General features: G+C 56.2%; 24 protein-coding genes and 2 pseudogenes. 12 read left to right on the top strand and 14 right to left on the bottom strand.

All coding sequences use genetic code 11. The features are described 5' to 3' along the window. The first annotated feature begins 220 nt into the window (after positions 1 to 220). Genes LRO94_RS10905 through LRO94_RS10885 form a run of 5 tightly spaced genes read left to right on the top strand, consistent with a single transcriptional unit; the run spans position 221 to position 2,825 of the window. Positions 221 to 859, top strand: coding sequence for a TVP38/TMEM64 family protein (locus tag LRO94_RS10905; protein WP_122764082.1), 639 nt, complete (start codon positions 221 to 223; stop codon positions 857 to 859). A 10-nt stretch (positions 860 to 869) separates the two neighbouring features. Then, the gene (locus LRO94_RS10900; RefSeq protein ID WP_010656555.1) at positions 870 to 1,253 is read left to right on the top strand and encodes a nuclear transport factor 2 family protein; all 384 of its coding nucleotides are present in this window, start codon (positions 870 to 872) and stop codon (positions 1,251 to 1,253) included. Between the two features lie 56 nt (positions 1,254 to 1,309). Then, the gene (locus LRO94_RS10895; protein WP_032885487.1) at positions 1,310 to 1,696 is read left to right on the top strand and encodes a nuclear transport factor 2 family protein; all 387 of its coding nucleotides are present in this window, start codon (positions 1,310 to 1,312) and stop codon (positions 1,694 to 1,696) included. A 44-nt stretch (positions 1,697 to 1,740) separates the two neighbouring features. Continuing rightward, the gene (locus LRO94_RS10890; RefSeq protein WP_122764066.1) at positions 1,741 to 2,190 is read left to right on the top strand and encodes an SRPBCC family protein; all 450 of its coding nucleotides are present in this window, start codon (positions 1,741 to 1,743) and stop codon (positions 2,188 to 2,190) included. 56 nt (positions 2,191 to 2,246) lie between these two features. Then, positions 2,247 to 2,825, top strand: coding sequence for a flavin reductase family protein (locus LRO94_RS10885; protein ID WP_179179236.1), 579 nt, complete (start codon positions 2,247 to 2,249; stop codon positions 2,823 to 2,825). Here LRO94_RS10885 and LRO94_RS10880 read toward each other — a convergent pair. The 4 genes and pseudogenes from LRO94_RS10880 to LRO94_RS10865 form a co-directional block, all read right to left on the bottom strand. Then, positions 2,822 to 3,106 (bottom strand): annotated as a pseudogene (locus tag LRO94_RS10880) (FAD-dependent oxidoreductase); the annotation flags it as partial. The gene LRO94_RS10885 and the pseudogene LRO94_RS10880 overlap by 4 nt on opposite strands. Before the next feature lie 139 nt (positions 3,107 to 3,245). Continuing rightward, entirely contained in the window at positions 3,246 to 3,989 is a 744-nt protein-coding gene (locus tag LRO94_RS10875) for an SDR family oxidoreductase (protein WP_179179237.1), read from the bottom strand. A gap of 70 nt (positions 3,990 to 4,059) precedes the next feature. After that, complete coding sequence (locus LRO94_RS10870; protein ID WP_179179238.1) at positions 4,060 to 5,163, bottom strand: alkene reductase; 1,104 nt, start codon at positions 5,161 to 5,163, stop codon at positions 4,060 to 4,062. 51 nt (positions 5,164 to 5,214) lie between these two features. Then, positions 5,215 to 5,796, bottom strand: coding sequence for a TetR/AcrR family transcriptional regulator (locus LRO94_RS10865; protein WP_032885493.1), 582 nt, complete (start codon positions 5,794 to 5,796; stop codon positions 5,215 to 5,217). Positions 5,797 to 5,902: 106 nt separating this feature from the next. Between LRO94_RS10865 and LRO94_RS10860 the strand changes: the two genes are divergently transcribed. Continuing rightward, complete coding sequence (locus LRO94_RS10860; protein ID WP_179179239.1) at positions 5,903 to 6,238, top strand: LysR family transcriptional regulator; 336 nt, start codon at positions 5,903 to 5,905, stop codon at positions 6,236 to 6,238. A 109-nt stretch (positions 6,239 to 6,347) separates the two neighbouring features. Next, a complete protein-coding gene (locus LRO94_RS10855) occupies positions 6,348 to 6,980 on the top strand; it encodes a TetR/AcrR family transcriptional regulator (protein ID WP_179179240.1) in 633 nt (210 codons plus the stop codon). 33 nt (positions 6,981 to 7,013) lie between these two features. Here LRO94_RS10855 and LRO94_RS10850 read toward each other — a convergent pair whose 3' ends face one another. Further along, positions 7,014 to 8,216 (bottom strand): pyridoxal phosphate-dependent aminotransferase, encoded by a 1,203-nt coding sequence (locus tag LRO94_RS10850; protein WP_179179241.1) that lies wholly within the window; start codon positions 8,214 to 8,216, stop codon positions 7,014 to 7,016. Positions 8,217 to 8,511: 295 nt separating this feature from the next. Between LRO94_RS10850 and LRO94_RS10845 the strand changes: the two genes are divergently transcribed. Both LRO94_RS10845 and LRO94_RS10840 read left to right on the top strand, forming a co-directional pair. Further along, positions 8,512 to 9,183, top strand: coding sequence for an NAD(P)-binding oxidoreductase (locus tag LRO94_RS10845; protein ID WP_122764061.1), 672 nt, complete (start codon positions 8,512 to 8,514; stop codon positions 9,181 to 9,183). Further along, the gene (locus LRO94_RS10840) at positions 9,180 to 9,845 is read left to right on the top strand and encodes an NAD-dependent epimerase/dehydratase family protein (protein WP_179179242.1); all 666 of its coding nucleotides are present in this window, start codon (positions 9,180 to 9,182) and stop codon (positions 9,843 to 9,845) included. The genes LRO94_RS10845 and LRO94_RS10840 overlap by 4 nt, the downstream gene beginning before the upstream one ends. On the opposite strand, the gene LRO94_RS10835 is transcribed toward LRO94_RS10840, so the two are convergent. Further along, positions 9,842 to 10,423, bottom strand: coding sequence for a TetR/AcrR family transcriptional regulator (locus tag LRO94_RS10835; RefSeq protein WP_032885500.1), 582 nt, complete (start codon positions 10,421 to 10,423; stop codon positions 9,842 to 9,844). The genes LRO94_RS10840 and LRO94_RS10835 overlap by 4 nt on opposite strands. Before the next feature lie 154 nt (positions 10,424 to 10,577). On the opposite strand from LRO94_RS10835, the gene LRO94_RS10830 reads away from it, so the two are divergent. Then, complete coding sequence (locus LRO94_RS10830; protein WP_032885502.1) at positions 10,578 to 11,453, top strand: LysR family transcriptional regulator; 876 nt, start codon at positions 10,578 to 10,580, stop codon at positions 11,451 to 11,453. Between the two features lie 72 nt (positions 11,454 to 11,525). On the opposite strand, the pseudogene LRO94_RS10825 reads toward LRO94_RS10830, so the two are convergent. The 4 genes and pseudogenes from LRO94_RS10825 to namA form a co-directional block, all read right to left on the bottom strand. Then, positions 11,526 to 11,963: pseudogene (locus LRO94_RS10825) on the bottom strand (nuclear transport factor 2 family protein). 232 nt (positions 11,964 to 12,195) lie between these two features. Then, a complete protein-coding gene (locus LRO94_RS10820) occupies positions 12,196 to 13,215 on the bottom strand; it encodes an alpha/beta hydrolase (protein WP_032885505.1) in 1,020 nt (339 codons plus the stop codon). Between the two features lie 68 nt (positions 13,216 to 13,283). After that, on the bottom strand, positions 13,284 to 13,667 hold the full coding sequence (locus LRO94_RS10815) for a nuclear transport factor 2 family protein (RefSeq protein ID WP_032885506.1): 384 nt from the start codon (positions 13,665 to 13,667) through the stop codon (positions 13,284 to 13,286). Positions 13,668 to 13,741: 74 nt separating this feature from the next. Further along, positions 13,742 to 14,782: an NADPH dehydrogenase NamA gene (gene namA / locus LRO94_RS10810; RefSeq protein ID WP_179179243.1), complete on the bottom strand. Its 1,041-nt coding sequence runs from the start codon at positions 14,780 to 14,782 to the stop codon at positions 13,742 to 13,744. Positions 14,783 to 14,895: 113 nt separating this feature from the next. Here namA and LRO94_RS10805 point away from each other — a divergent pair, with 113 nt between their 5' ends. Beyond that, positions 14,896 to 15,285 (top strand): winged helix-turn-helix transcriptional regulator, encoded by a 390-nt coding sequence (locus tag LRO94_RS10805; RefSeq protein ID WP_032885508.1) that lies wholly within the window; start codon positions 14,896 to 14,898, stop codon positions 15,283 to 15,285. Between the two features lie 154 nt (positions 15,286 to 15,439). On the opposite strand, the gene ggt is transcribed toward LRO94_RS10805, so the two are convergent. From ggt to LRO94_RS10785, 4 genes are all read right to left on the bottom strand, one after another. Beyond that, positions 15,440 to 17,104 carry a gamma-glutamyltransferase gene (ggt, locus tag LRO94_RS10800; RefSeq protein ID WP_233897002.1) on the bottom strand — a complete coding sequence of 555 codons (1,665 nt, stop codon included), beginning with the start codon at positions 17,102 to 17,104 and terminating at the stop codon, positions 15,440 to 15,442. A gap of 249 nt (positions 17,105 to 17,353) precedes the next feature. After that, complete coding sequence (locus LRO94_RS10795) at positions 17,354 to 18,613, bottom strand: cation:dicarboxylate symporter family transporter (RefSeq protein ID WP_032885511.1); 1,260 nt, start codon at positions 18,611 to 18,613, stop codon at positions 17,354 to 17,356. A 112-nt stretch (positions 18,614 to 18,725) separates the two neighbouring features. After that, on the bottom strand, positions 18,726 to 19,151 hold the full coding sequence (locus tag LRO94_RS10790) for a VOC family protein (protein ID WP_032885513.1): 426 nt from the start codon (positions 19,149 to 19,151) through the stop codon (positions 18,726 to 18,728). 466 nt (positions 19,152 to 19,617) lie between these two features. Beyond that, on the bottom strand, positions 19,618 to 20,034 hold the full coding sequence (locus LRO94_RS10785; RefSeq protein WP_233897001.1) for a LysR substrate-binding domain-containing protein: 417 nt from the start codon (positions 20,032 to 20,034) through the stop codon (positions 19,618 to 19,620). Positions 20,035 to 20,481: 447 nt separating this feature from the next. Here LRO94_RS10785 and ltnD point away from each other — a divergent pair, with 447 nt between their 5' ends. Next, entirely contained in the window at positions 20,482 to 21,441 is a 960-nt protein-coding gene (gene ltnD / locus LRO94_RS10780) for an L-threonate dehydrogenase (protein WP_256997329.1), read from the top strand. Positions 21,442 to 21,449: the final 8 nt, after the last annotated feature.

The following is a 21,449-nucleotide window of genomic DNA, read 5'->3' as shown; positions in this document are numbered from 1 at the left end:
AGGGTTTTTCTCCTACCTAACCGGGCAATCAGGCTGAATCGGCAGGATCAGTTGCAGCGCAATATTATTGCGCTCACCAACACCGCAAGTAATGTCTTGACACCAACTGTAGTGGTCACTATAGAATGCACGCAATATGTAGCGATCGCTAATTAAATGGCTTTCAGTGATGCGCTGGACGGGAAGCATTCCCACAAACTGAATGAGTCGGATAGGCAACGTGATAGACCTGGCCGTACACAGCGTCGTGCAGTGGACCGAGATTATTCGCTCGCTCGGAGTCGTCGGGACTGCGCTGTATGCCGCGATATTTGTGGTGGGCACTGTCGCCTTCGTACCCGCCTCGATGCTCACGGCGCTCGCAGGTTTTTTGTACGGCCCGATGGGCGGAACGCTGCTCATCTCGCCCGCTGGCTTGCTCTCTGCAGCGGTCGCGTTTGCCTTGGGCAGATCGCTTCTGCGCCCTTGGGTCAAACGACGCCTGGCGAACAGCCCCACATCAGCGGCGGTCGACCACGCAATCGAGTCAGGAGGTTTTCGAATTGTTTTCCTCTTGCGCCTGGCGTCCATCGTGCCGTTCGCTCCGCTGAGCTACGGACTCGGAGCCAGCCGAATCGCCCGTCGAGATTTCCTGCTGGCGACTTGGATCGGCCTGCTTCCTGGAACATTTCTGTATGCGTACCTGGGCTCTCTGGCGGCTGATGTCGCACAGATAATCAGTGGCGAGGTAACGACCCATCGATCGACTCAAATGATGACTTGGACGGGTCTGGTCGTTGCATTGATCGCCTTACTGACCATCGCTGGTTATGCACGCAAAGCGATCAACCAAGCCCTTCTTCCACCCTCTTCAAACTAGGAGTTACACCATGAGCAACCCAACTTACGTCGAAGACTACAACGCCATCGTCACGGTGCTGAACCACTACAACGAAGGTGGCAAGCAGGCCAAAAGCAGCCTCATGAAACCTGCCTTCAGCGAGCAGGCCACCATCTTTGGTGTAGATGGCGAAGGCAAGCTGACCGGAGGCCCGATCCAGGGTCTGTTCGACATCATCGACAGCGCCTTCCGTCCCTCACCGGAAGCCAAAGGCGCCATCGTCAACGTCGATATCGTAGGCACCGCTGCCAGCGCACGTATCGATACCAATGACATCTCCGGCTTCTGCTTCACCGATTTCTTCAACCTGCTGAAGGTTGACGGAAAGTGGACCGTCATCAGCAAGATCTACCACACCCACGTTGCTCCTTAACCCAGCCGTTTGAACCGCGCCCTATTGGCGCCAAAACCATGCGAAGGCGTTTGACCATGAGCAAAAACATCAAAGCTGTACCCACCCAGGACTACAACGCCGTTGTCGCCGTGGCCCAGCAATACGCTGACGGCCTGCGTGCCGGCAGCCCGGAAGTGCTGGAGCAGGCCTTCCACAAGGAAGCAGTGATGTACGGCTTCACCAACGGCAAACTGTTGGGCGGCCCGATCAGCAACCTGTTCGACTTCGTCCGTACCAATGGCACGGCCCCGGATATCAGTACCCGCCTGGACGTGCTGGCGATCACCCCAACCACCGCCGTGGTAAGGGTGGATATGGAAAAGGACGCGATCGGTGCCGACTACAACGATTACCTGACACTGATCAAAATCGACGGCACCTGGAAGGTGATCGCCAAGGTTTATCACCAGTTCGAAGGCTGACCCGAGCGGCCTGAACGCAATGCTGTTTCTTAAGGTGATGAATCATGGCAAAAGTTGAATACAACGCCGTTGTAGACGGCGGCGCCGAGCGCGTTTGGGATGTACTCAAGCGCTTCGGCAAGATCAGCCAGTGGCACCCGGCGATCCCGCAGAGCGTCATCGAAGACGGTCAGCCTGACGGACTGGTTGGCTGCATCCGTCGGCTGACGTTGCAGGACGGCGCCATTCTGCGCGAGCAGTTGTTGTCGGTAGACGCGGTGAATCTGCAGTTCTCCTACCGCTTCGTTGAAGCACCACTGCCCGTCGACAACTACGTGTTGACCGTGCGACTGATTCCGCTGACCGGCGAACAGAAAACCGTGATTCTGTGGTCTGCGACCTTCGACACACGCGAGCCTGATCCCCAGGGGCAATGGACCTCGACCATCGAGTCGCTCATTGTCGGCGGTCATGAAAGCCTCCAGGTATACCTGAACCAAACCGCTACAGCGTGAATGTGCCCTACCCCGCTCCAGCAATGGCTGCGGGGTTTCATTTTTCTGGAGTGACGATGCACGACCACATTGCCGAAGTGCCGCTTGAAAAGGCCTACCGGCTGATCAACCACGGCCCCACCGTGCTGGTATCTGCTCAACACGAGGAGACTCGAAATGTGATGGCCGCGGCATGGGCCTGTGCATTGGATTTCTCACCCCCCAAAGTCACTGTGGTGCTGGACAAGATCGCCCAAACCCGCGAACTCGTAGAGCTTAGCGGCGTGTTTGTGATTCAGGTTCCGACGGTGGCACAGCTGCAATTGACCTGCGATGTCGGCAGCGTCAGCCTCCAGGAAGATCCACAGAAGCTGGCTCATAGCGGCGTCGAGCTGTTCAGTATCAGCGGCCATGACGCGCCATTCGTGGCCGGCTGCTCGGCCTGGCTTGCGTGCAAACTATTGCCCGAACCTCACAACCAGTCGACCTACGACCTGTTTATCGGTGAAGTCGTCGCTGCCTGGGCCGACACTCGGGTATTCAGCGACGGCCATTGGCACTTTGAGCGTGCGCACCCGGACTTTCGTAGCCTGCACTACATCGCAGGCGGCCACTTTTATGCGATCGGAGAAGCGCTAACCCCGTCAGTGATCTAGTGCAGTTTCAACCGAGGCACGGTGCCTGGCCCCAACAAGTGGTTACCCAACATCAGTAATCCCGAGGGTACCAGGCCATAGCGCGCGACTTGGGGCATGCGGTACAGCGATGCATAGAACGCCCGCGCCAACCATCCTTCCAGCGTCACACTGCCCGTGAGTTTACCCATCAGGTAACCCACCGCCGAATAGCGTGACAGCGAGACCAGCAAGCCATAGTCCCTGTAGACATAGGTCGGCAGGGCTTTGCCTTCAAACCGGGCTCGCAGGCTCTTCGCCAGCGCCACCGTCAACAATCAAAATGCGAGTGTTATTGAAGGGACTCATTGCTTTTACTTGGGCGGACAGGACGGATCCTGTAGCGCCCAGGCACACGGCGTTGCGGCGGTGCCTGGGCTGGGTGATTTCAACGCTTATGACTTACCAATCCTGGCGGGTCGGCGAAATGATCAGGTCGTTGACGGTGACGTTTTCAGGCTGATTCAGTGCATACACCACTGCGCGCCCAATATCGTCCGGCGAGATAGCAATTTTATTCAGCTCTTGAGCCGCTTTACGGCCTGCCGGGTCGGTGACTTTATCGGCCCAACCGGTGTTGATCACACCCGGGCTGACCGTGTTGACACGGATGCCGTGCTGCACGCCCAGCTCTTTGCGCATCGACTCAGTCATGGCCTGCACGAAGAACTTAGTGGCGCTGTAGATACCTGCAGCAGGTCCGACCTGGTGACCGGCGACCGAATCCATATTCAGGATCTGACCCGACTTCTGTTTCAGCATGAACGGCAACACCGCTGCGATACCATGCAGGTAGCCTTTGATGTTCACGTTGATCATCTTTTCCCAATCATCGGTGGCCAGGTCGACCCAGTTGGAAAACAGCATCAAGCCTGCGTTGTTGATCAGGATATCCACCGAACCGAAAGAGTCCTGGGCGAATTGCGCGAGCGCTTTCATATCCTCAGGGTTGGTAACGTCGCTGACGCGACCTACCGCGTCCCCGCCCTTGCCTTTCAACTCGCTGACGATGGCGTCCAGGCCTTGCTGGTCCAGGGCTGCTGCGACAATTCGAACGCCTTTCTCGGACAAGGCACGTGCCGATGCAGCACCCAGGCCGGACGATGCGCCAGTGATGATCGCGGTTTTATTCTGCAGATAGTTCATGGACGTTCCTCTCGTTGGTGACTGCCCGTCTGTGCGGGCAGTTTTTAGGGTTATCGCGGATATAAGCGGATCAGTAGTTGCCGACAGGCCAGTCGGTGTAGCCCTTCGCGCCGCCGCCGTAGTACGACTCGCGCGGTGCGATGGTCAGTTCGGCCCCACGACGCAAGCGCTCAACCAGATCCGGGTTGGAGATAAACAGGCGGCCAAACGCTACGGCGTCGATCTTGCCTTCGGCGCGGCGCTCAATAGCCATGTCCAGGTCGTAGTTGTTGTTGCCGATGAAAGGCCCGTTGAACTTTGCGCTCAATGCGTCCATGTCTACGCCTTCCGGCACTTCACGCGAGGTGGCGGTAGCGCCTTCAACGAAGTGCAGGTAAGCCAGGTCGAATGCGTTCAGTTGCTGGATCAGGTAGCCATACATCGCCATGACATTGCTGTCGGGCGGCGTGTTGCCGGCGTCAGGCGTGACCGGCGACAGGCGGATGCCAACCCGGTCGTTGCCCCAGATCTTGACGATTGCTTCGGTCACTTCCAGGGTCAGGCGCGCACGGTTCTCGATGGAGCCGCCGTACTGGTCGGTGCGATGGTTGGTCGAGTCCCGCAGGAACTGGTCCAGCAGGTAGCTGTTGGCCGAATGAACCTCTACACCATCAAAACCAGCGCGCTTGGCATTCTCGGCAGCACGTTTGTACTGCTCGATGATCCCCGGGATCTCATCGGTTTCAAGCGCCCGTGGCATCGACACCGGGACGAAGCCATTGGTGGTGTAGGTGTCGCCTTCAGCCTTGATCGCGGAAGGCGCGACCGGTGAGGCACCGTCAGGTTGCAGTTCGACACTTGAGAACCGCCCCACATGCCACAGTTGGCTGACGATCTTGCCGCCGGCGGCATGCACGGCGTCCGTGACTTTCTTCCAGCCCACAACCTGCTCCTCGCTCCAGATGCCGGGGGTGGCCGCATAACCGCGACCTTGCGCCGAGATGTTGGTGGCCTCGGCGACGATCAAGCCCGCCGTGGCGCGTTGAGCGTAATACTCCGCGTGCAGCTCGTTAGGGATGCCATCTTCGGCATAGCGGCTACGGGTCACGGGCGCCATCAAAATACGGTTGGCGAGTTTCATCGCGCCCAGGTTGATGGGGTTGAATAAGTCGGTACGAGTGGCGTTGTCTGTCATGATGGACCTCAGCTAAATAGACCGGTCGTCTAGTAAATTGATAAAAAATAGCTACGACAAAAGTCGCTTTGCCAGAGTCAGGGACGTTCCAAAGGCGTCATCGCGCTTGCCGATCTTCATCATCAACGAAGCACCGAGCCAAACCTGATAGAGCGATTGCGCAAGCGTCGCGCTTGGCGCTGTCGACGTGATCGAACCATCTACAAGCCCCTGCTCAATACAGCGCTCAAGCTTTGCGTGGATGGCCTGCGTACCTCGGTCGAGCACCAGGCGCATGCCCTCCGAGAGGTCACAGACCTCGGCGCCCAATTTGACCACCAGGCACTTGTCGGTAGGCAAATCAGAACACTGGGTTTTCGCCCAATACTGGAAGTAACTCAGCAGCCTTTGCGCGGCGGGTGCAGAACCCATCAACAGCGTGTCGACTGTTGCGAGGTAGTCGGAAAAATACTGTTCAAGCAATGCCTGACCAAATTCTTCCTTGGATTTGAAGTAATGGTAGAACGAACCTTTAGGCACGCTCGCAGCCGCTACCACCTCAGCCAACCCTACGCTGGTGTAGCCTTTGTGAGTCATCAACGTCCTGGCGACATCCAGGATGTGTTGGCGTGTTTCAGAATGATGCTTTTTCATAAGGCAGCCACTCTATTTAAAACTAGACCGGTCGTCTAGTAGATTTTAGAATAGCATCACGTTCTACGACCAACGGCGAACGAAGACAAATGACAGGGTAAAGCTCATGAACACACCTCCCCCCACGTCAACGTTCAATACCGAGTGCCTTGCGCAATTCAACCTCAATTGCCTAGTGATCTTCGCTGCGCTGTATCAGGAAAAGAGTGTCACCAGGGCGTCCGAGTGCTTGAACATCGGACAGCCCGCGGTCAGCAACAGCCTGTCCAAGCTCAGGCTGATTTTTCAGGATCCACTGTTTTTTCGCCGAAACGCAGAGATGGTGCCCACCGCAGTCGCCGTTGATATTGCGAAGCATGTGATACCGCTATTGAGCGGTATTGGCCACGTGCTTGAGCGATACAACGTACCGGCCCTTGGGCACGCGTCACGGCCGACCTGAAAGCTCAGAGTTACGCTGCGCAACCGAAAATTTCATTTTGTGTATCATTGGGCAGAACTTTCTTCCAGGCATGCTCGTCTGGCGATACGCCCCCAAGGTGCTGCACTCAATGACCAACTCCACCCCAATCTCTGTTCCACGCGCAAAAGGACGCCCGCGCGCGTTTGATCGAGACCAGGCTCTGCTGCAGGCGCTGGCAGTGTTTTGGAGGCGTGGCTACGAGCCGGCTTCTGTGGCGGAATTGTGTTCAGCCATGAGCATCAGCCCTCCCAGCCTGTATGCGGCGTTCGGCAACAAAGCCAAGTTATTTCTCGAAGCGGTTGCCTACTACGAAGCGACGTTCTGGGATGCCACGTGGGAGCGCATGGACACCGAGCCGGACATCGTGCGCGCCATCAGCGAGTTCTTCCACACCTCAGCGTCGATCCTGACCGAACCCCAGGCGCCCTGTGGCTGCATGGTCGTCCTCGCGGCAGTCAATGTCTCCGACGATGCCGGTGAAGTCACCGCGACCCTCAAGGCCTTGCGCCAGGAAGGCCGTGACTACTTACAGCAGCGCTTGGATCGCGCAGTGGAACAAGGTCAGCTCAAACCGGAAACCAACACTCGCCTGCTCGCCGCGGCCTTGAATACATTGCTCGAAGGCATGTCCCTGCAGGCACATGACGCTGCCAGCAGGGAAGATCTGCAAGGCATCGGCGCAACAGCCGTAGCGATGCTGAGCCCTTCCCTGCCAGCTTGACTGGAACCAACTCCGCCAAACCAAATGCTGCATTCAAGCAAGCTGTTCACACGCAGCCTTGATGCGCGCGCATGCCTGCTCCAGCAGCACCGTGGAGGTCGCAAAGGAGATGCGGAAATAACCCTCCAACCCAAACGCACTCCCCGGCACCACCGCCACCTGTGCGGCTTCGAGCAGGTACTGGCAGACATCCACGTCATTAGTCAGCACCACACCTGCAGGCGTTTTGCGCCCGAACAGCCCCGAGCATGAAGGGAAGAGATAAAAAGCGCCCTCCGGACGGCGACACACCAGGCCGGGAGTGGTGTTAAAAGCGTCCAGGCAAAGATCCCTGCGCTGACGAAACACTTCATTGCGCTCAGCCAGAAAATCGATAGGCCCGTCCAGCGCTGCCACGGCAGCCGCCTGGGATATTGCGCAGGGGCTGCTCGTGGTCTGCGATTGAATGGTGGCCATGGCAGCAATTAGAGGTTTAGGACCGCCCGCATAACCAATGCGCCAGCCCGTCATAGAATAGGCCTTTGAAACGCCATTCACGGTCAGCACGCGACCATGTAACGCCGGCACCTGCGAAGCCAGCGTGGAAAACACCCAACCGTCGTAACTCAGGTGCTCGTACATATCATCCGTCAACACGTAGACCTGCGGATGCTCCAACAATACGGCGCCCAACCGATCAAGCTCTGCCGCGCTATAACCCGCCCCCGTCGGGTTGCTCGGCGAATTCAAAATCAGCCACTTGGTACGCGGCGTGATGGCTTGCTGGAGTTGCTCGGCGGTGATCTTGAAATGCTGATGGACCGCGCAGGGGATTTCCACGGGCGTGCCCCCCGCCAGGCGCACCATGTCCGGATAGGACACCCAGTAAGGCGCAGGAATGATGACTTCATCTCCGGGGTTAAGGGTGGCCTGCAGCGCGTTGATCAGCACTTGCTTACCGCCGGTGCCGACGCTGATTTCGTCTGTCGCGTAGGTGATACCGTTTTCACGCTGAAACTTTCGAACGATCGCCGCTTTGAGTTCTGGAGTGCCGTCGACATCGGTGTAGCGGGTCTGGCCTGCATCAATCGCCGCCTTGGCAGCCGCATTGATGTGATCGGGGGTTGGAAAGTCCGGCTCGCCGGTTGACAGGCTGATGATATCGGCCCCATTGCGGCGTAACTCTGCCGCCTTGCGCGTGATTGCCAGCGTTGGCGAGGGTTTAACCGCTTTCAGCAAATTTCCGAGCAATTGCATGGGGCCACTCTTTGAGCTTTTGTTGATAGTGCATCAATGCTAGCGGTCTCCAGCAGACAATTAAAACAATATATATGGATGCGAAAAATAAATTTTATTTGTTTATTCCGGGCTGATTTTTTTGGCCTCTGGCGACGTTTGAACACAAGGCGCGTGCCCGGGGCCAAATCTCCCAGGCGCTTGACAATTTCTGTAGTGACCAATATAGAATAACCTTCAGCGTGCATTCGCCGAGCGCGTTTTCAGGTTCGCTTGAGCGGGAAATTTTTGAAACATCGCCTGATCTGGAGGAACTATGCACTCAGTTTTTATCGTCGGTGGTTCGGGTAAAGTGGCGCGAAGCCTTGCTCGACAACTGGCAGACCGAGGCCATCAACCACATTCGTTATACCGTCATGCGGAACAGGCCGAGGGACTCGAAGCACTCGGCGCCATCCCCGTTGCCGGTAACTTGCTTGACCTCGACACAGAGGCTCTGGCCAAGCTGATGGCGGGGAGTGATACCGTGGTATTCGCCGCGGGTGCCGGCGGCAAAGGCGGAGCGCAGATGACGGATGCCATCGACGGTCACGGCCTTGAGCTGTCCGTAGCCGCGGCTGAGTTGGCGGGCATCCAGCGCTTTATTCTTGTGTCGGCGTTTCCAGAGGCATCGCGTGGCAAATCGGTTTCCGAGACCTTCGAAAACTACATGGTCGTGAAAAAACGCGCCGACGTGCATTTGGCCGCAAGCGATCTAGACTGGGTCATTCTGCGCCCCGGCACCTTGCTGGACTCACCCGGCAGTGGCAAGGTCCACGCTGGCCTGGCTATCCCCTATGGCGACGTGCCGCGTGACGATGTCGCCGCAGCCTTGTTGCAGATCATCGAACAGCCCGGCGTCAGTCGCGTCATCATCGAACTGACCCAAGGCAGCACACCGGTCAACGAGGCTATCCAGCGTTTTGTGCGGGATAGCACTCAAGCATGAACGAACCCACAACATTCAAGCTGCTACTGGTCGGCGCAAGCGGGCTGGTTGGCAGCCATGTATTGGATCTGGCCCTGTCGGATCCGCGCGTCGGCAAGGTCTACGCGCCAACACGCAAGACTTTGGTGGCGCACCCTAAACTCATCGCCACGCCCATCGATTTTGATCACTTGGACGAACAGGCTGATCGCTGGCAAGCAGATGCAGTGATCTGCACGCTGGGTACCACGCTTAAAACAGCCGGCTCCAGAGCAGCCTTCGAGCGAGTTGACCACACCTATCCATTGGCAGTGGCCAGGCTCGCACGCGCGCATGGAACGCCGACCTACGTGCTCAATTCGGCTATCGGCGCAGATGCGGGATCTGCGTTTTTCTATAACCAGGTCAAAGGCCGCTTGGAACAGGATCTGGCGAGGGTGGGGTTTAAATCGCTGACGTATGTGCGGCCGGGTGTCATCGGAGGCAAGCGTGAGGAAGTGCGCCATGCCGAGCGTGCACTGATCCGGATGCTCAAGCTTGCATCGCCGTTGTTACCTGAACGCTGGCGTCTCAACCCCCCGGCGCTGATTGCGCGGGCATTGCTTGAGGCCGCGATCAGTCAGGAGCCTGGCATTCATGTGGTGCCATCGAGCAGCATGACCAAGCCTGCCGATCGGCACTAAGCCAACAAGCGTCGGCTCATATCAAGCGCAGCATCAAAAGGCTCGCGTGTTCTGTTGACCTTGACCAACAGCGAGGCGCCCAACCACATCTGGTAGAGCGCTTCAGCCAATATTGCTGAGTCAACCGACGCACTTATGGAACCATCCGCTTTACCCTGCTCAACACAACGAACCATCCGCTCGATGATCAGGGCAGTCCCCTTCTCAAGTACGCCGCGCATGTTTTCGGACAGATCACACACTTCCGCACCCAATTTGACCACCAGGCATTTTTGATCGGTGTGATCAAACGCCTGTGTCTCGGCCCAATAGCGTAGATAGCTCAGCAGACGTTCGGCGCCGCTGCCCTCACTGGCCAACTGCACATCGACACGCGCGAGGTATTCTTCAAAGTACTCTTCGAGCAACGCTTGGCCGAACTCGTCCTTTGATCGAAAGTAGTGATAGAACGACCCTTTAGGTACACCCGCGGCCGCGAGCAGCTCGGTAAGGCCAACGGCGGTGTAACCTTTCTGGGTCATCAGCGACCTGGCGACATCGATGATGTGCTGGCGCATGTCATGGGCGGGTTTCTTCATAATGCGGCGCATGCTATCAAAAAAAACGATCCAGCGGCAGGCGCCCGGTGGAGCACCTGCCGTTTGTTCACCCGTATCGGAAGCAATTTTACGCAGCGCTTCAGCGACAAAAATATAAATACATTTCGAAGCAAAACATAATTATTATTTGAGCATGATCAAAGAACTGAAAACACTTATCGCTGTGGCAAGAGAAGGCACATTTGCGGCTGCCGGCAGCAAAATCGGCCTCACCCAAGCCGCCGTCAGCGCCCAGATGCAACGCCTTGAGGCGGAGCTAGGGGTACAGCTATTCGACCGTAAGGGACGCTCGGCTCAGCTCAATCGAATGGGTCACCAGGTTTTGGCGCAGGGTCAGGAACTGGTACGCCAATTTAAAGACCTGGGCTCGACATCGGTGGGTCTTCCCGCGAATGTTTTGATCACCATTGGAGCGATTGCCTCAGTTCAGCGCTCCTTCTTGCCAGAAGCCCTGGCTGAATTTCATCAACGATCTGCGCAATGCAGAACGCGAGTGCTCCCCGGCTTGTCGATGGAGTTGGTGAACCAAGTCGATTCAGGCGAAATCGATATGGCCGCGATAATCCGCCCGCCCTTCTCGCTTCACAGTGATCTGCGCTGGACAACCTTGGCGCGAGAACCTTACCGGCTGATCGTCCCCGCCGATATGCCGGGAGACGATTGGGCTGAATTGATATCGAGCCAACCCTTTATCCGCTATGACCGATCATCCTTCGGCGGACGCCAAGTTGATAGGTTTCTGCGACAAACCCATTTTTCATTACACGAAGTCTGCGAACTCGACGAACTGGATGCAATCGTCAAACTGGTTGCAAACGGCGTTGGAGTCGCCTTGGTGCCAGAAACGGCCACCCGTAAAGAATGGCCTGCCGAGGTACGTGCAATCGACCTGAAACAACGTACATTCCATCGCGATATTGGTTTGGTGCACCGTGCACGCCGCAGTCTAACTGAGCCAGTAAAACTACTGGCTCAACTGATTACCGAGCATGCAGTGAAGAAGAATTAGATAAGTGCTGACGAGTACTTCGTGAAACTCATCTTCAATTTCGAACTCAATTTTCAGCGCTGCTTTGACTAGTTAAGGCGCGTCATGGGTTTGGAAAATCTTGCTAACAACCGTCCACTTGCCTTCTACTTTCAGCAACTGGAAGAAGTCGGTGAAAGAGAGGCCGGACATGCCGTTGGCATCGATACGAGCACTCGCGGCATTACCGACGATTTCAATACGAGTAATCGCGGCTTGCGCGTCGGGAGAGGGACGGAAATCCTTGTCAATTCCCTCGAACAAGATTGGAATCGCGCCGCCTTCCAACTTGCCCTCGGCGCTGACGCTTTACATCGTCGCATGTTCATTGAAAGCGGGTTTCATGATACTGCTCTTGGCCTGCTTGCAACCCTCAATATACGCGTTAAGCACCTCTGTAATAGCTTGATAGTCTTCTACATACGTAGCTTTTCTGACTGTTTTACTACTGATAACTTGTGGGCCACCTGGTGCGTTTTCTGCTTGAGCCATCGCGCCAAAGCTCGAAATCAAGGCCACAAAAAACAACTGCTTAATAGATATAAATTTCATTTAGTCGCTCTTCATAAAGGAGTGCAATTATCGAAATATGCTCAACCGCACAAACGCAGCAGACGCTCCGAAAGTCTGCTGTGCGCAGGCAGCCTCGCAATGAGATGAGGATATGTTTTCAATGACGAAGCCCGCAGTTTCAACGTGACCTGCGGATTCTTTGTTTTTGAAATTACTTGCTCAGGTTGATCTTGAGTTCATGAGATGCCTGCGCAATCGCGCTGCGCGGCGTCGGCAGACGGCTGAAGCCGTTCGACAGACCGAAATCGTGAATCATGCCGTTGTAGCGAACCGTCTTCACAGGCACACCCGCCGCGTCGAGCTTGCGGCCGTACGCTTCAGCTTCATCGCGCAGGACATCGAATTCGGCAGTCTGGATCAGCGTCGGCGGCAAGCCCTTCAACTGTTCGGTCGTGGCCTGCAGTGGAGAGGCGTAAATCTGTTTGCGTACCTCGGCGTCGGGTACGTAATTGTCCCAAAACCACGCCATCATGTCCTTCGTCAGGAAATAGCCGTTGGCAAAAGCCTTGTACGACAGCGTGTCAAAGTTGGAGTCTGTCACTGGGCACAGCAACACTTGCGAGCGCAGTGCGGGTTCACCCTTCTCGTTCGCCATCAGGGCAACTACGGCGGCAATGTTCCCGCCAGCACTGTTGCCGGCTACGGCGAGGCGAGTGCCGTCTACCTTGATCTCTTGCCCGTGTTCGGCGACCCATTTTGTCGCGGCATAGGCTTGCTCCGTAGCGACGCCATATGCCGCCTCTGGCGAGAGGCTGTAGTTGACGAAGACCGCCACCGCACCCGAGCCTACCACCAGGTCACGCACCAGTCGTTCGTGGGTCGGGAAGTCGCCCAACACCCAGCCGCCGCCGTGGAAATACATGAACGCGGGCAGAGTCTTCTGTTGGCTACCGACCGGGCGCACGATGGTCAATTTCAGATCGCTGCCGTTCACGCGTAGCGTCTTCTCGCTGACATCAGCTGCCGGCAAGACTACTTGGGGGGCAGCCTGGGCACCCGCCAGCGCCGCACGGGCATCGACCGGCGCCATGGAGTCGAGCGTCGGGACACCTTCAAGCGATTGCAAGAGTTTCGCCGTGTTGTGCTCAACTCCCGGGTACGTGGCGGCGGAGGCAGTACCGGGCGCAAGCGTAACGACCGTAAGAGCGAGAGCAGAGGTAAGGGTTTTCATGACGTTTCCATTTTTATACCTGAGTGCAGGGAAGCCTCAACTTCCGCAGACTCAAGGGCGACAGAGGTTCAAGGCGCGACATGGGTGTGAAAGATCTTGCTGACGACCGTCCACTTGCCTTCAACTTTCAACAGATGGAAAAAGTCGGTAAACGAAATGCCGGACATGTCGTTTGCGTCGATTCGCGCACTCGCCGCCGTACCGAAAATCTCAATGCGGACGATAGCTGCCGGTGCATCAGGAGAGGGACGAAACCCTTCATCGATCCCCTTGAACAGGATAGGAATTGCGCCGCCGGCCAGCTTACCGTCGCCATCGACGCTAAACATGGTCGCTTGCTCATTGAAAGCAGGCTTCATGAGGCTGCTTTTTGCTTGCTTGCAGCCCTCGATGTACTTGTTCAGCACCTCGGTGATGGCTTGGTATTCGTATACGTAAGTAGGTTTACTCATGGTTTCACGCCTGCTTCATTGGATTGGATTGAGAATTAGGACTGTCCAGCCGCCCGCTTATGACGCGGGCTGATTCACGCTTTGGTATCAAGCCATACAGAGCCGTAACGCGTGTAGGCAGCAGGTATCTCAATGATTTCCTTCAAATCATCTGCTGCAGTGCGCACCCAGAACGGATCACGCAGCATTTGCCGCCCGACAAACACCAGGTCAGCTCGGCCGTTTTGCAGGATTTTTTCGGCTTGACGACCACTCTGGATGACACCCACCGCACCCGTCGCAATATGCAGTTCCTTACGCAGCAACTCAGCGGCCGGTACTTGGTAACCGGGATAGGTCTGCACCTTGATCATCTTGATTCCGCCGGAGCTGCAGTCGATCAGGTCGACACCCTGTTCCTTCATCCAGCGACCGTATTCAAGGAATGACTCGGGTGTGTTTCCGCCTTCGGCGTAATCAGAGCTGGAGATACGAACAAACAGAGGACGATTGCCCCAATGGGTTTTGACTTCCTCCAGCACTTCGCGCAGGAAGCGATAGCGACGCTTGGCATCACCGCCATATTCGTCGTCGCGGGTGTTGGCGAGTGGGGAGAGGAACTCACTCAGCAAATAACCATGCGCGGCATGGATCTCAAGTACATCAAAGCCCGCTTCACTGGCACGTCGTGCAGCATCGCCGTAGAGCTTTACCAAACCCGGAATTTCATCAGCCGCGAGTGCGCGAGGCACAGGGCTGGTTTCGGTGAACGGAATAGCCGATGGCGCAATGTGAATAAGATTGGGCAAGTCAGCATTACGTCCTGCATGACCGATCTGAGCACCGGCTTTCGCGCCAAAGCTGTGAAGCAATTCAGTGAGCGCCTTCAAGCCAGCGACATGTGCATCGCTCCAGATACCGAGGTCACCGGCACCAATACGGCCATCGGCGTGAACTGCCAGCGTTTCTGGGAAAATCAATGCCGCCTGGCCCAAGGCGCGGGCACCGTAATGCACTCGATGCCATTCAGTAACGAAGCCGTCATCTGCAGCCATGTGCATGCACATGGGCGACATGACGACGCGGTTTTTCAGTTTCATGCCTTTTATTTCGTGGGGGGAAAGCAACAAGCTCATCCGGATCATTCCGTAGTGGTTGATACGGAATGATGTTAGCGTGCGCACACCATATTCGTAAGTACGCACATTTATGTGCTGTAGGCACATTTTTTATACCAAGGAGATGCCCTGTGAAAAAATGCATTCCCCGGGATGAAGTTGAAGCATTCGCTTGCCCTGTCTCCTTTACGGTCGATGTCATTGGTGGGAAATGGAAATCGCTCATCCTGTTCCACCTGATGTCAGGAACAAAGCGCTTCAACGAGTTGCGCCGACTAATCCCTGATGTGACGCAGCGGATGCTCACCTTGCAACTCAGAGAGCTGGAGACAGATAAGGTTATCCATCGCGAAATCTATCGAGAGGTCCCGCCCAAGGTCGAGTATTCCCTAACAGAATTAGGCAACACGCTTGCCCCACTGATCAGCGCAATGCGGGAGTGGGGAGCGGTGCATGAGAGTGCAATCCTGGCATTCAGGCGGGCTGAGATTGATGCAAATTCAGGTGAATCGCTCGCCTAACTTTAGATTTTTGTCAGGCCGGCGAACGCCCCAGCGCAGGATAAATAACTAGCACTGGGGCGTGGGCTCTGGTGGATCTCGATCCACCTTGATGCGCCTCCTTACCGAGCGCGTCTGGCCAAATGCCCGTAAGCCAGACGAGCGGATTGACCCACTACTTGGCGATGGACGTCACCCCCCTCCCCCTGGGATCAGATACGGGTTCAGGCACGCCGTGTTCCACCCTGATTGCCTGGATATCACCATTGAAGCCCTGGTTTGCGAGGTTATAGCCTGCGCCTTCAACTTCCGTCGCCAGTTGCCCCGAGATCGGTGCATAGGGTTCCCAGAAAATCGTGTTGGCAGGCAGCAACTGGTGGTGAAAACGCATCGCGCCCACCGAATCTTTCAGCCCAAGGTGGAAGTCATACAGGTTACTGACGACCTGGAAGATGGAGGTAAAAATCCGCGAGCCACCGGGTGTACCGATCACCAAGGCGACCTTGCCGTCCTTCAGGAAAATCGTCGGCGTCATCGAAGACAAGGGCCGCTTTCCGGGTTCGATGGCATTAGTGTCGGTGCCCACGACGCCCATCTGATTGGGCACTCCTGCCAGTGCCGAGAAGTCATCCATCTCATCATTGAGCAAAATGCCGGTTTTTTCCGCGACGACGCCGGAGCCGAAAAAGCCATTGAGCGTGTACGTGTTGGAAACGGCATTGCCCCATTTATCGACGATTGAGAAGTGCGTGGTCTGGGGCTTCTCCGGCGATTCAATATTCAGGCCGGCGACGACCTTATTGGTGTCCGAAGGGATCGATAGATTGACCTGAGACGCTCGGCCCGCCAGGTAGTGTTCGTCGATCAATTCATGCACCGGCACCGTGTAAAAATCCGGATCACCCAGGTACTGCGCCCTATCAGCAAATACCCGCTTTTCGATCTCCGCCACTAAATGCATATAGCGCACGGAGTTAAGCGGCACGCCCTGGAAATCCTCGCGGCGCATCTCTTTCATCTTCAACAGTTGCACGAGCGCGACCCCGCCGGAGCTGGGCGGTGGCGCGGTGACAACCTGGAAGCCATTCCAGTTGGCTTGTATTGGGGTACGCCACACGGATTTGTAATCGGCCAGGTCCTGCGCGCTGATCAAGCCGCCATTGGCACTCATATCGGTCACGATCAGCTCTGCGGTTTTACCAGCGTAAAAGCCTTTCGGCCCCTGCGCGGCGATGCGCTTGAGAACCGCCTCAAGTTCAGGTTGCTTGAAGGTAGTGCCTGCCTGCAGCCTGCCGAAATGTTCAGCGAAGTTGGTTTTACCGGCGAAGCGTTTGGCGTTTTCACTTGCAGCAATACTGGCCAGTGCTTCATCGACGACGAAGCCATGGTGTGCGTAGCCAATGGCGGGCTCGATCAGGTCCGCCCATTTGAGTTTGCCAAAGCGCTTGTGAGCCTCCCACATACCCGCGACAGTGCCGGGTACACCTACCGAGCGGTGTCCGATCACACTGCCTTGCGGCTGGTCGGCAGCAATCACTTTTTTACCCGAGCTGTCGACGAACATATGCCGCGTTGCTTTCAGCGGCGCACGCTCGCGGTAATCGAGAAAATAGGGTTTGCCCTTGTAATAGACGGTCATGAAACCGCCGCCGCCGATATTTCCAGCTTCGGGGTAGGTCACCGCCAGGGAAAAGGCAACGGCAACGGCCGCATCCACGGCATTCCCGCCTTTGGCAAAGATTGCGTTGGCGGTGTCCGCAGCAAATTGGTCAGGTACGGCCACGGCAGAATGCGTCAACGCCGTGCGTGGGCTGGCAACCGCCAGTTGGTAAGTTCCCATAAATAGCAACACTATCCATACTGCGACGCAGCGACGCGTCCGATAGAACACTGATTTCTTGCACATAGCCCACCTGTTTTTTTTATAAATAATGGCAGCACAGTGGCAACTAACAGGGCACGATTCTTTATCTGAACCGAGCACCCCGGCGCCTGAAAAGAATGAACACGCAATAACTTCTTATAGGTTTATCAGCCCAAAAAAGAGCCCTCGACGCGATTAACGTGGAAGGCTCTTGTGTGTCGCTGATTAAGCGTTCTGCTCGACCCTTATTGAGCTTTTTCGCTCCAGGGGCGCTTTCTCCCACTTGGCAATGACCAGGGGTGCAATTGCATTACCCAGCACGTTCAAGGTAGTGGTACCGCTGTCGATGATCCGGAAGATCCCGGCAATCAACGCGACCCCCTCCAGCGGCAGCCCGGCAGACGCCAAGGTGGCCGACAGAATGATGATGGCAAACCCAGGCACACCGGCGGCGCCCTTCGACGTCAGCACCATTGTGACCACCAGCAAAATCTGCTGAGTCAACGACAGATCAATGCCATAGAGTTGGGCAATGAAGATTGTCGCCACACCAAGGAAGATCGAAGCACCGTCCAGGTTAAACGCATAACCCACAGGCACTACGAAGCTGACGATGCGCCGAGGCACGCCATAGGCTTCCAGCTTGGTCATCAACTGTGGCATGACCGCCGCAGAGGCTGCGCTGGAGAAGGCCAAAATCAGCTCATCACGGAAGTACTTGATCAACTTGAAGACGTTTTCGCCGATCAGGTAGCAAATGCCTCCGAGCATCAACAGAGCAAAGGTAATCAGCGCCAGGTACACCACGCCGATCAACTTGAGCAACGGCAGCAACGAGGCAAATCCGAAGGTCGCCACCGTGGCGCCGATCATGCCGAATACACCGATCGGTGCGTAGGCCATGACAAACGACACGACTTTGAACATCGCATCGGAGAAGCCCTGCACCACTGCAATAACCGGTGCGCTTTTCTCTTTAGGCAAGGTGTTCAACGCCATACCCAGCAGCACGGCAAAGAACAGCACCGACAGCAACTTCGCTTCCGACATCGCGACAATCACGTTATCGGGCACGATGTTTTGCAGGATGATCAGCGCGCCTTTCGACGGCTCCATATGCACGGCTGCCGCGTTATGGGCGATCCCTGCAATGTCGGTACCCTTACCCGGCTCAAACAGGTTGGCAAAGCACAAGCCAAGCACGATGGCGAGGCTGGTGATTGCAAAGAAGTAGATCAACGACTTTGCGCCCATGCGCCCAAACGATTTGTTATCACCGCCCCCGGCAATGCCGAGGATCATGCAGCAGAAAACAATCGGCACGACGACCATCTTCATCATCTTGATGAAGATGTCTCCGAGTGGTTTAAGGATTTCGGTACTAACCCATACTTGATTTTCCGGATGGGTATTGAAATACCAACCCACGAGCACGCCAAGCAAAAGCCCGGCAACGATTTGCCAAACTAAGGGGATACGTTTCATGTCTAGCCTTTTTGTTGGAATGAAAGGACTGCTTTAGGCAGTAGCTAGATTCATGAGCTTCCAGCTCATTTATGTTTTCCTGGCGCACTCTTTAGCGTGCGCCAGGTTTTTATTATTTAGCGAACAGCTGGCTCATATCCTTGAACGCCTTGAACTCCAGCGCGTTGCCGCACGGGTCGAATAGGAACATGGTGGCTTGCTCGCCGACCTGGCCTTTAAAGCGAATGTAGGGTTCGATCACAAACTTGGTTGCGCGCGCTTTCAAGCGCTCGGCCAGGGCTTCCCATTGTGCCCACTCCAGGATGATGCCGAAGTGCGGAACCGGTACATCGTGGCCGTCTACCGGGTTGCTGTGCACGCTTTCCTGCGACGCAGTTTTAGGGTGCTCATGGATGACCAGTTGATGGCCGTAGAAATCGAAGTCTACCCACTGGTCGCTTGAACGACCTTCGGAAAGACCGAACACCTCACCGTAGAAGTGACGAGTGGCGGCCAAGTCATACACAGGGATTGCGAGATGGAAAGGAGAAAGACTCATCAGGACTCCGATAACAATTTTTATTGGTTTGTGGTGCCGGGCACCGTGGTCGCTGCCCGACGGCTTTTTTGAAGGTGGATTTATGCTAAAGCGCTACCAACCTAAAAAAAATCAATATAAATTTTTCACAAACACAATTTTATTTTGTTAATCGGATGTCTCTTTTTACTGCTGCCAGCCTGCCTGAATCGCACGGGTTATTTGATCGACAAAGACTCTTGTCTTCGTCGGAACCAGCCGCCCCGGCGGCATCACTGCATAGATTCCGCCCACCTCTGCGCCTTCCCATTGCGCGAGTATTTGCACAAGCGTGCCGTCGCGCACCGCCGCGCCAGCCAGCCAGCCAGCCAGCCAGTCAGGCGTCAGAATGATCCCAACGCCCTACACCGCCACCTGTAAAAGCGACTCCGAGCTGTCGGATATCAGCGGGCCCGTCGGCCAAAAAGTTTTTTGCTGGCTGCTATTTTTAAGTACCCAGTCCGGCCAACTGGAGTGGCTGCAGAATCCAAGCTCGCATGCTCGGCCAACGCTTCAAGGGATTGGGGCTGGCCATGGGACGCGATATAGCTGGGAGCGGCGTAAAGGCGGTTACGGAAAGGGGCAATCTGCTTGGCCACCAGCGTGCTGTCGCGCAGCACTCCAACGCGAATCGCGACATCGAAGCTTCCGCCACACCATCCACGTACCTGTCGGCAAACCGCGCATCCACACGTATTTTCGGATGCTGGGCGATAAATGCGGGCAACAGCGGCGCAACCCATCGGCGGCCAAATGTGATGGGCAGTGACACCCTGAGCAAACCCGGGGGCTGGTGGCTTCTTCGGCATCGAACCGAATGCAGATTATCTTTCGTTGAGTCTGGGTAAGGCCGGTATTCGTGCATTGACGACAGGCCTCTTCGAGTCGGCCAAAACCCACAACGTGCATGTGGCCACGGTCACTGTGGCGCGTTCGTCGAACCGGAATCCGAGGAGGCGGTTGGCATTGCAAAGGCGTTCTGGGACCTGCACAACCAGAAAACGTCGAACTGGACCGCAGAAGTCACCTACTCGCGTTAATTCCTGGCGTAGCACCGCACAGCCTTCCAGTGAGCACCGCCAAAAGCCGTGCTCACTTTGCGTTTCAACGCCTGTGTTCTCAACGCTGAAGCCTGGCAGCGCCCGCTGCGATGTTAAATATTGTTAAATCAAAAAATAACTTCACATAATCTGATCATTGGTGGATTATCTATTCAACCCGCATGACACCCTGACAAAAAAACAAAACAGGATGGCAACGATGTTCGACACCTCCCCGAATAAGCTTCCCGCCCCTTACCTGTATCTGGACGATCGCCTGCACCTCTGCGGCGCCCACGTACCCACAGCCTTGCTACGGAGCCTCCATGAATAACAAGAATGTTGGTGTTATCGGCTTAGGCGCGATGGGGCTGGGCATTGCCCGCTCGTTGTTGCGCAGCGGCTTCAACGTGCATGCCTGTGATGTGCGAGAAACCGTCACGCAGCAGTTCGCCAGTGAAGGGGGCGTTGCCTGCAGCTCGCCTGTCCAGATGGCCGCCGCGTGCGATGTGATCATCACCGTCGTGGTCAATGCCGAACAAACCGAGACGGTCCTGTTTGGTGAACATGGCGCCGTCGCCGCCTTGCGCCCTGGCAGCCTGGTGATTGGTTGCGCCACGGTGGCCCCTACCTACGCGGTAGACCTGGGCCAGCGCTTGATCAACGCAGGGTTGCTGTACCTGGATGCACCGATCTCCGGTGGTGCAGCCAAAGCGGCGGCCGGTGAGATGACCATGATGACTTCCGGCCCAGCCGAGGCTTATGCAAAAGCCGATGACGTGCTCACGGGCATGGCCGGCAAGGTCTATCGTCTGGGCGATGCCCATGGCCTGGGCTCAAAGGTAAAGATCATCAACCAACTGCTGGCCGGCGTGCATATCGCCGCTGCCGCAGAAGCCATGGCACTGGGGCTGCGTGAAGGCGTCGAGGCCGATGCACTGTATGAAGTGATCACCCACAGCGCGGGCAATTCCTGGATGTTCGAGAACCGCGTGCCACACATTCTCAAGGCTGATTACACGCCGCTCTCGGCCGTCGATATTTTCGTCAAGGACCTGGGCCTGGTGCTGGATACCGCACGGGCCAGCAAGTTTCCGCTGCCATTGTCAGCCACCGCTCACCAGATGTTCATGCAGGCCTCCAGTGCCGGGTTCGGGCGTGAGGACGATTCGGCGGTGATCAAGATTTTCCCTGGCATTGAGCTCCCGACTGCCAAGACCGAAACCGAATAAGGATTGCC

Origin of the sequence: Pseudomonas sivasensis (assembly GCF_021391435.1) — a bacterium.
GTDB classification, from domain to species: Bacteria; Pseudomonadota; Gammaproteobacteria; order Pseudomonadales; family Pseudomonadaceae; genus Aquipseudomonas; species Aquipseudomonas sivasensis.
Note: the sequence above shows the minus strand (reverse complement) of the source record. Positions and strands in the feature narration are given on the sequence as shown.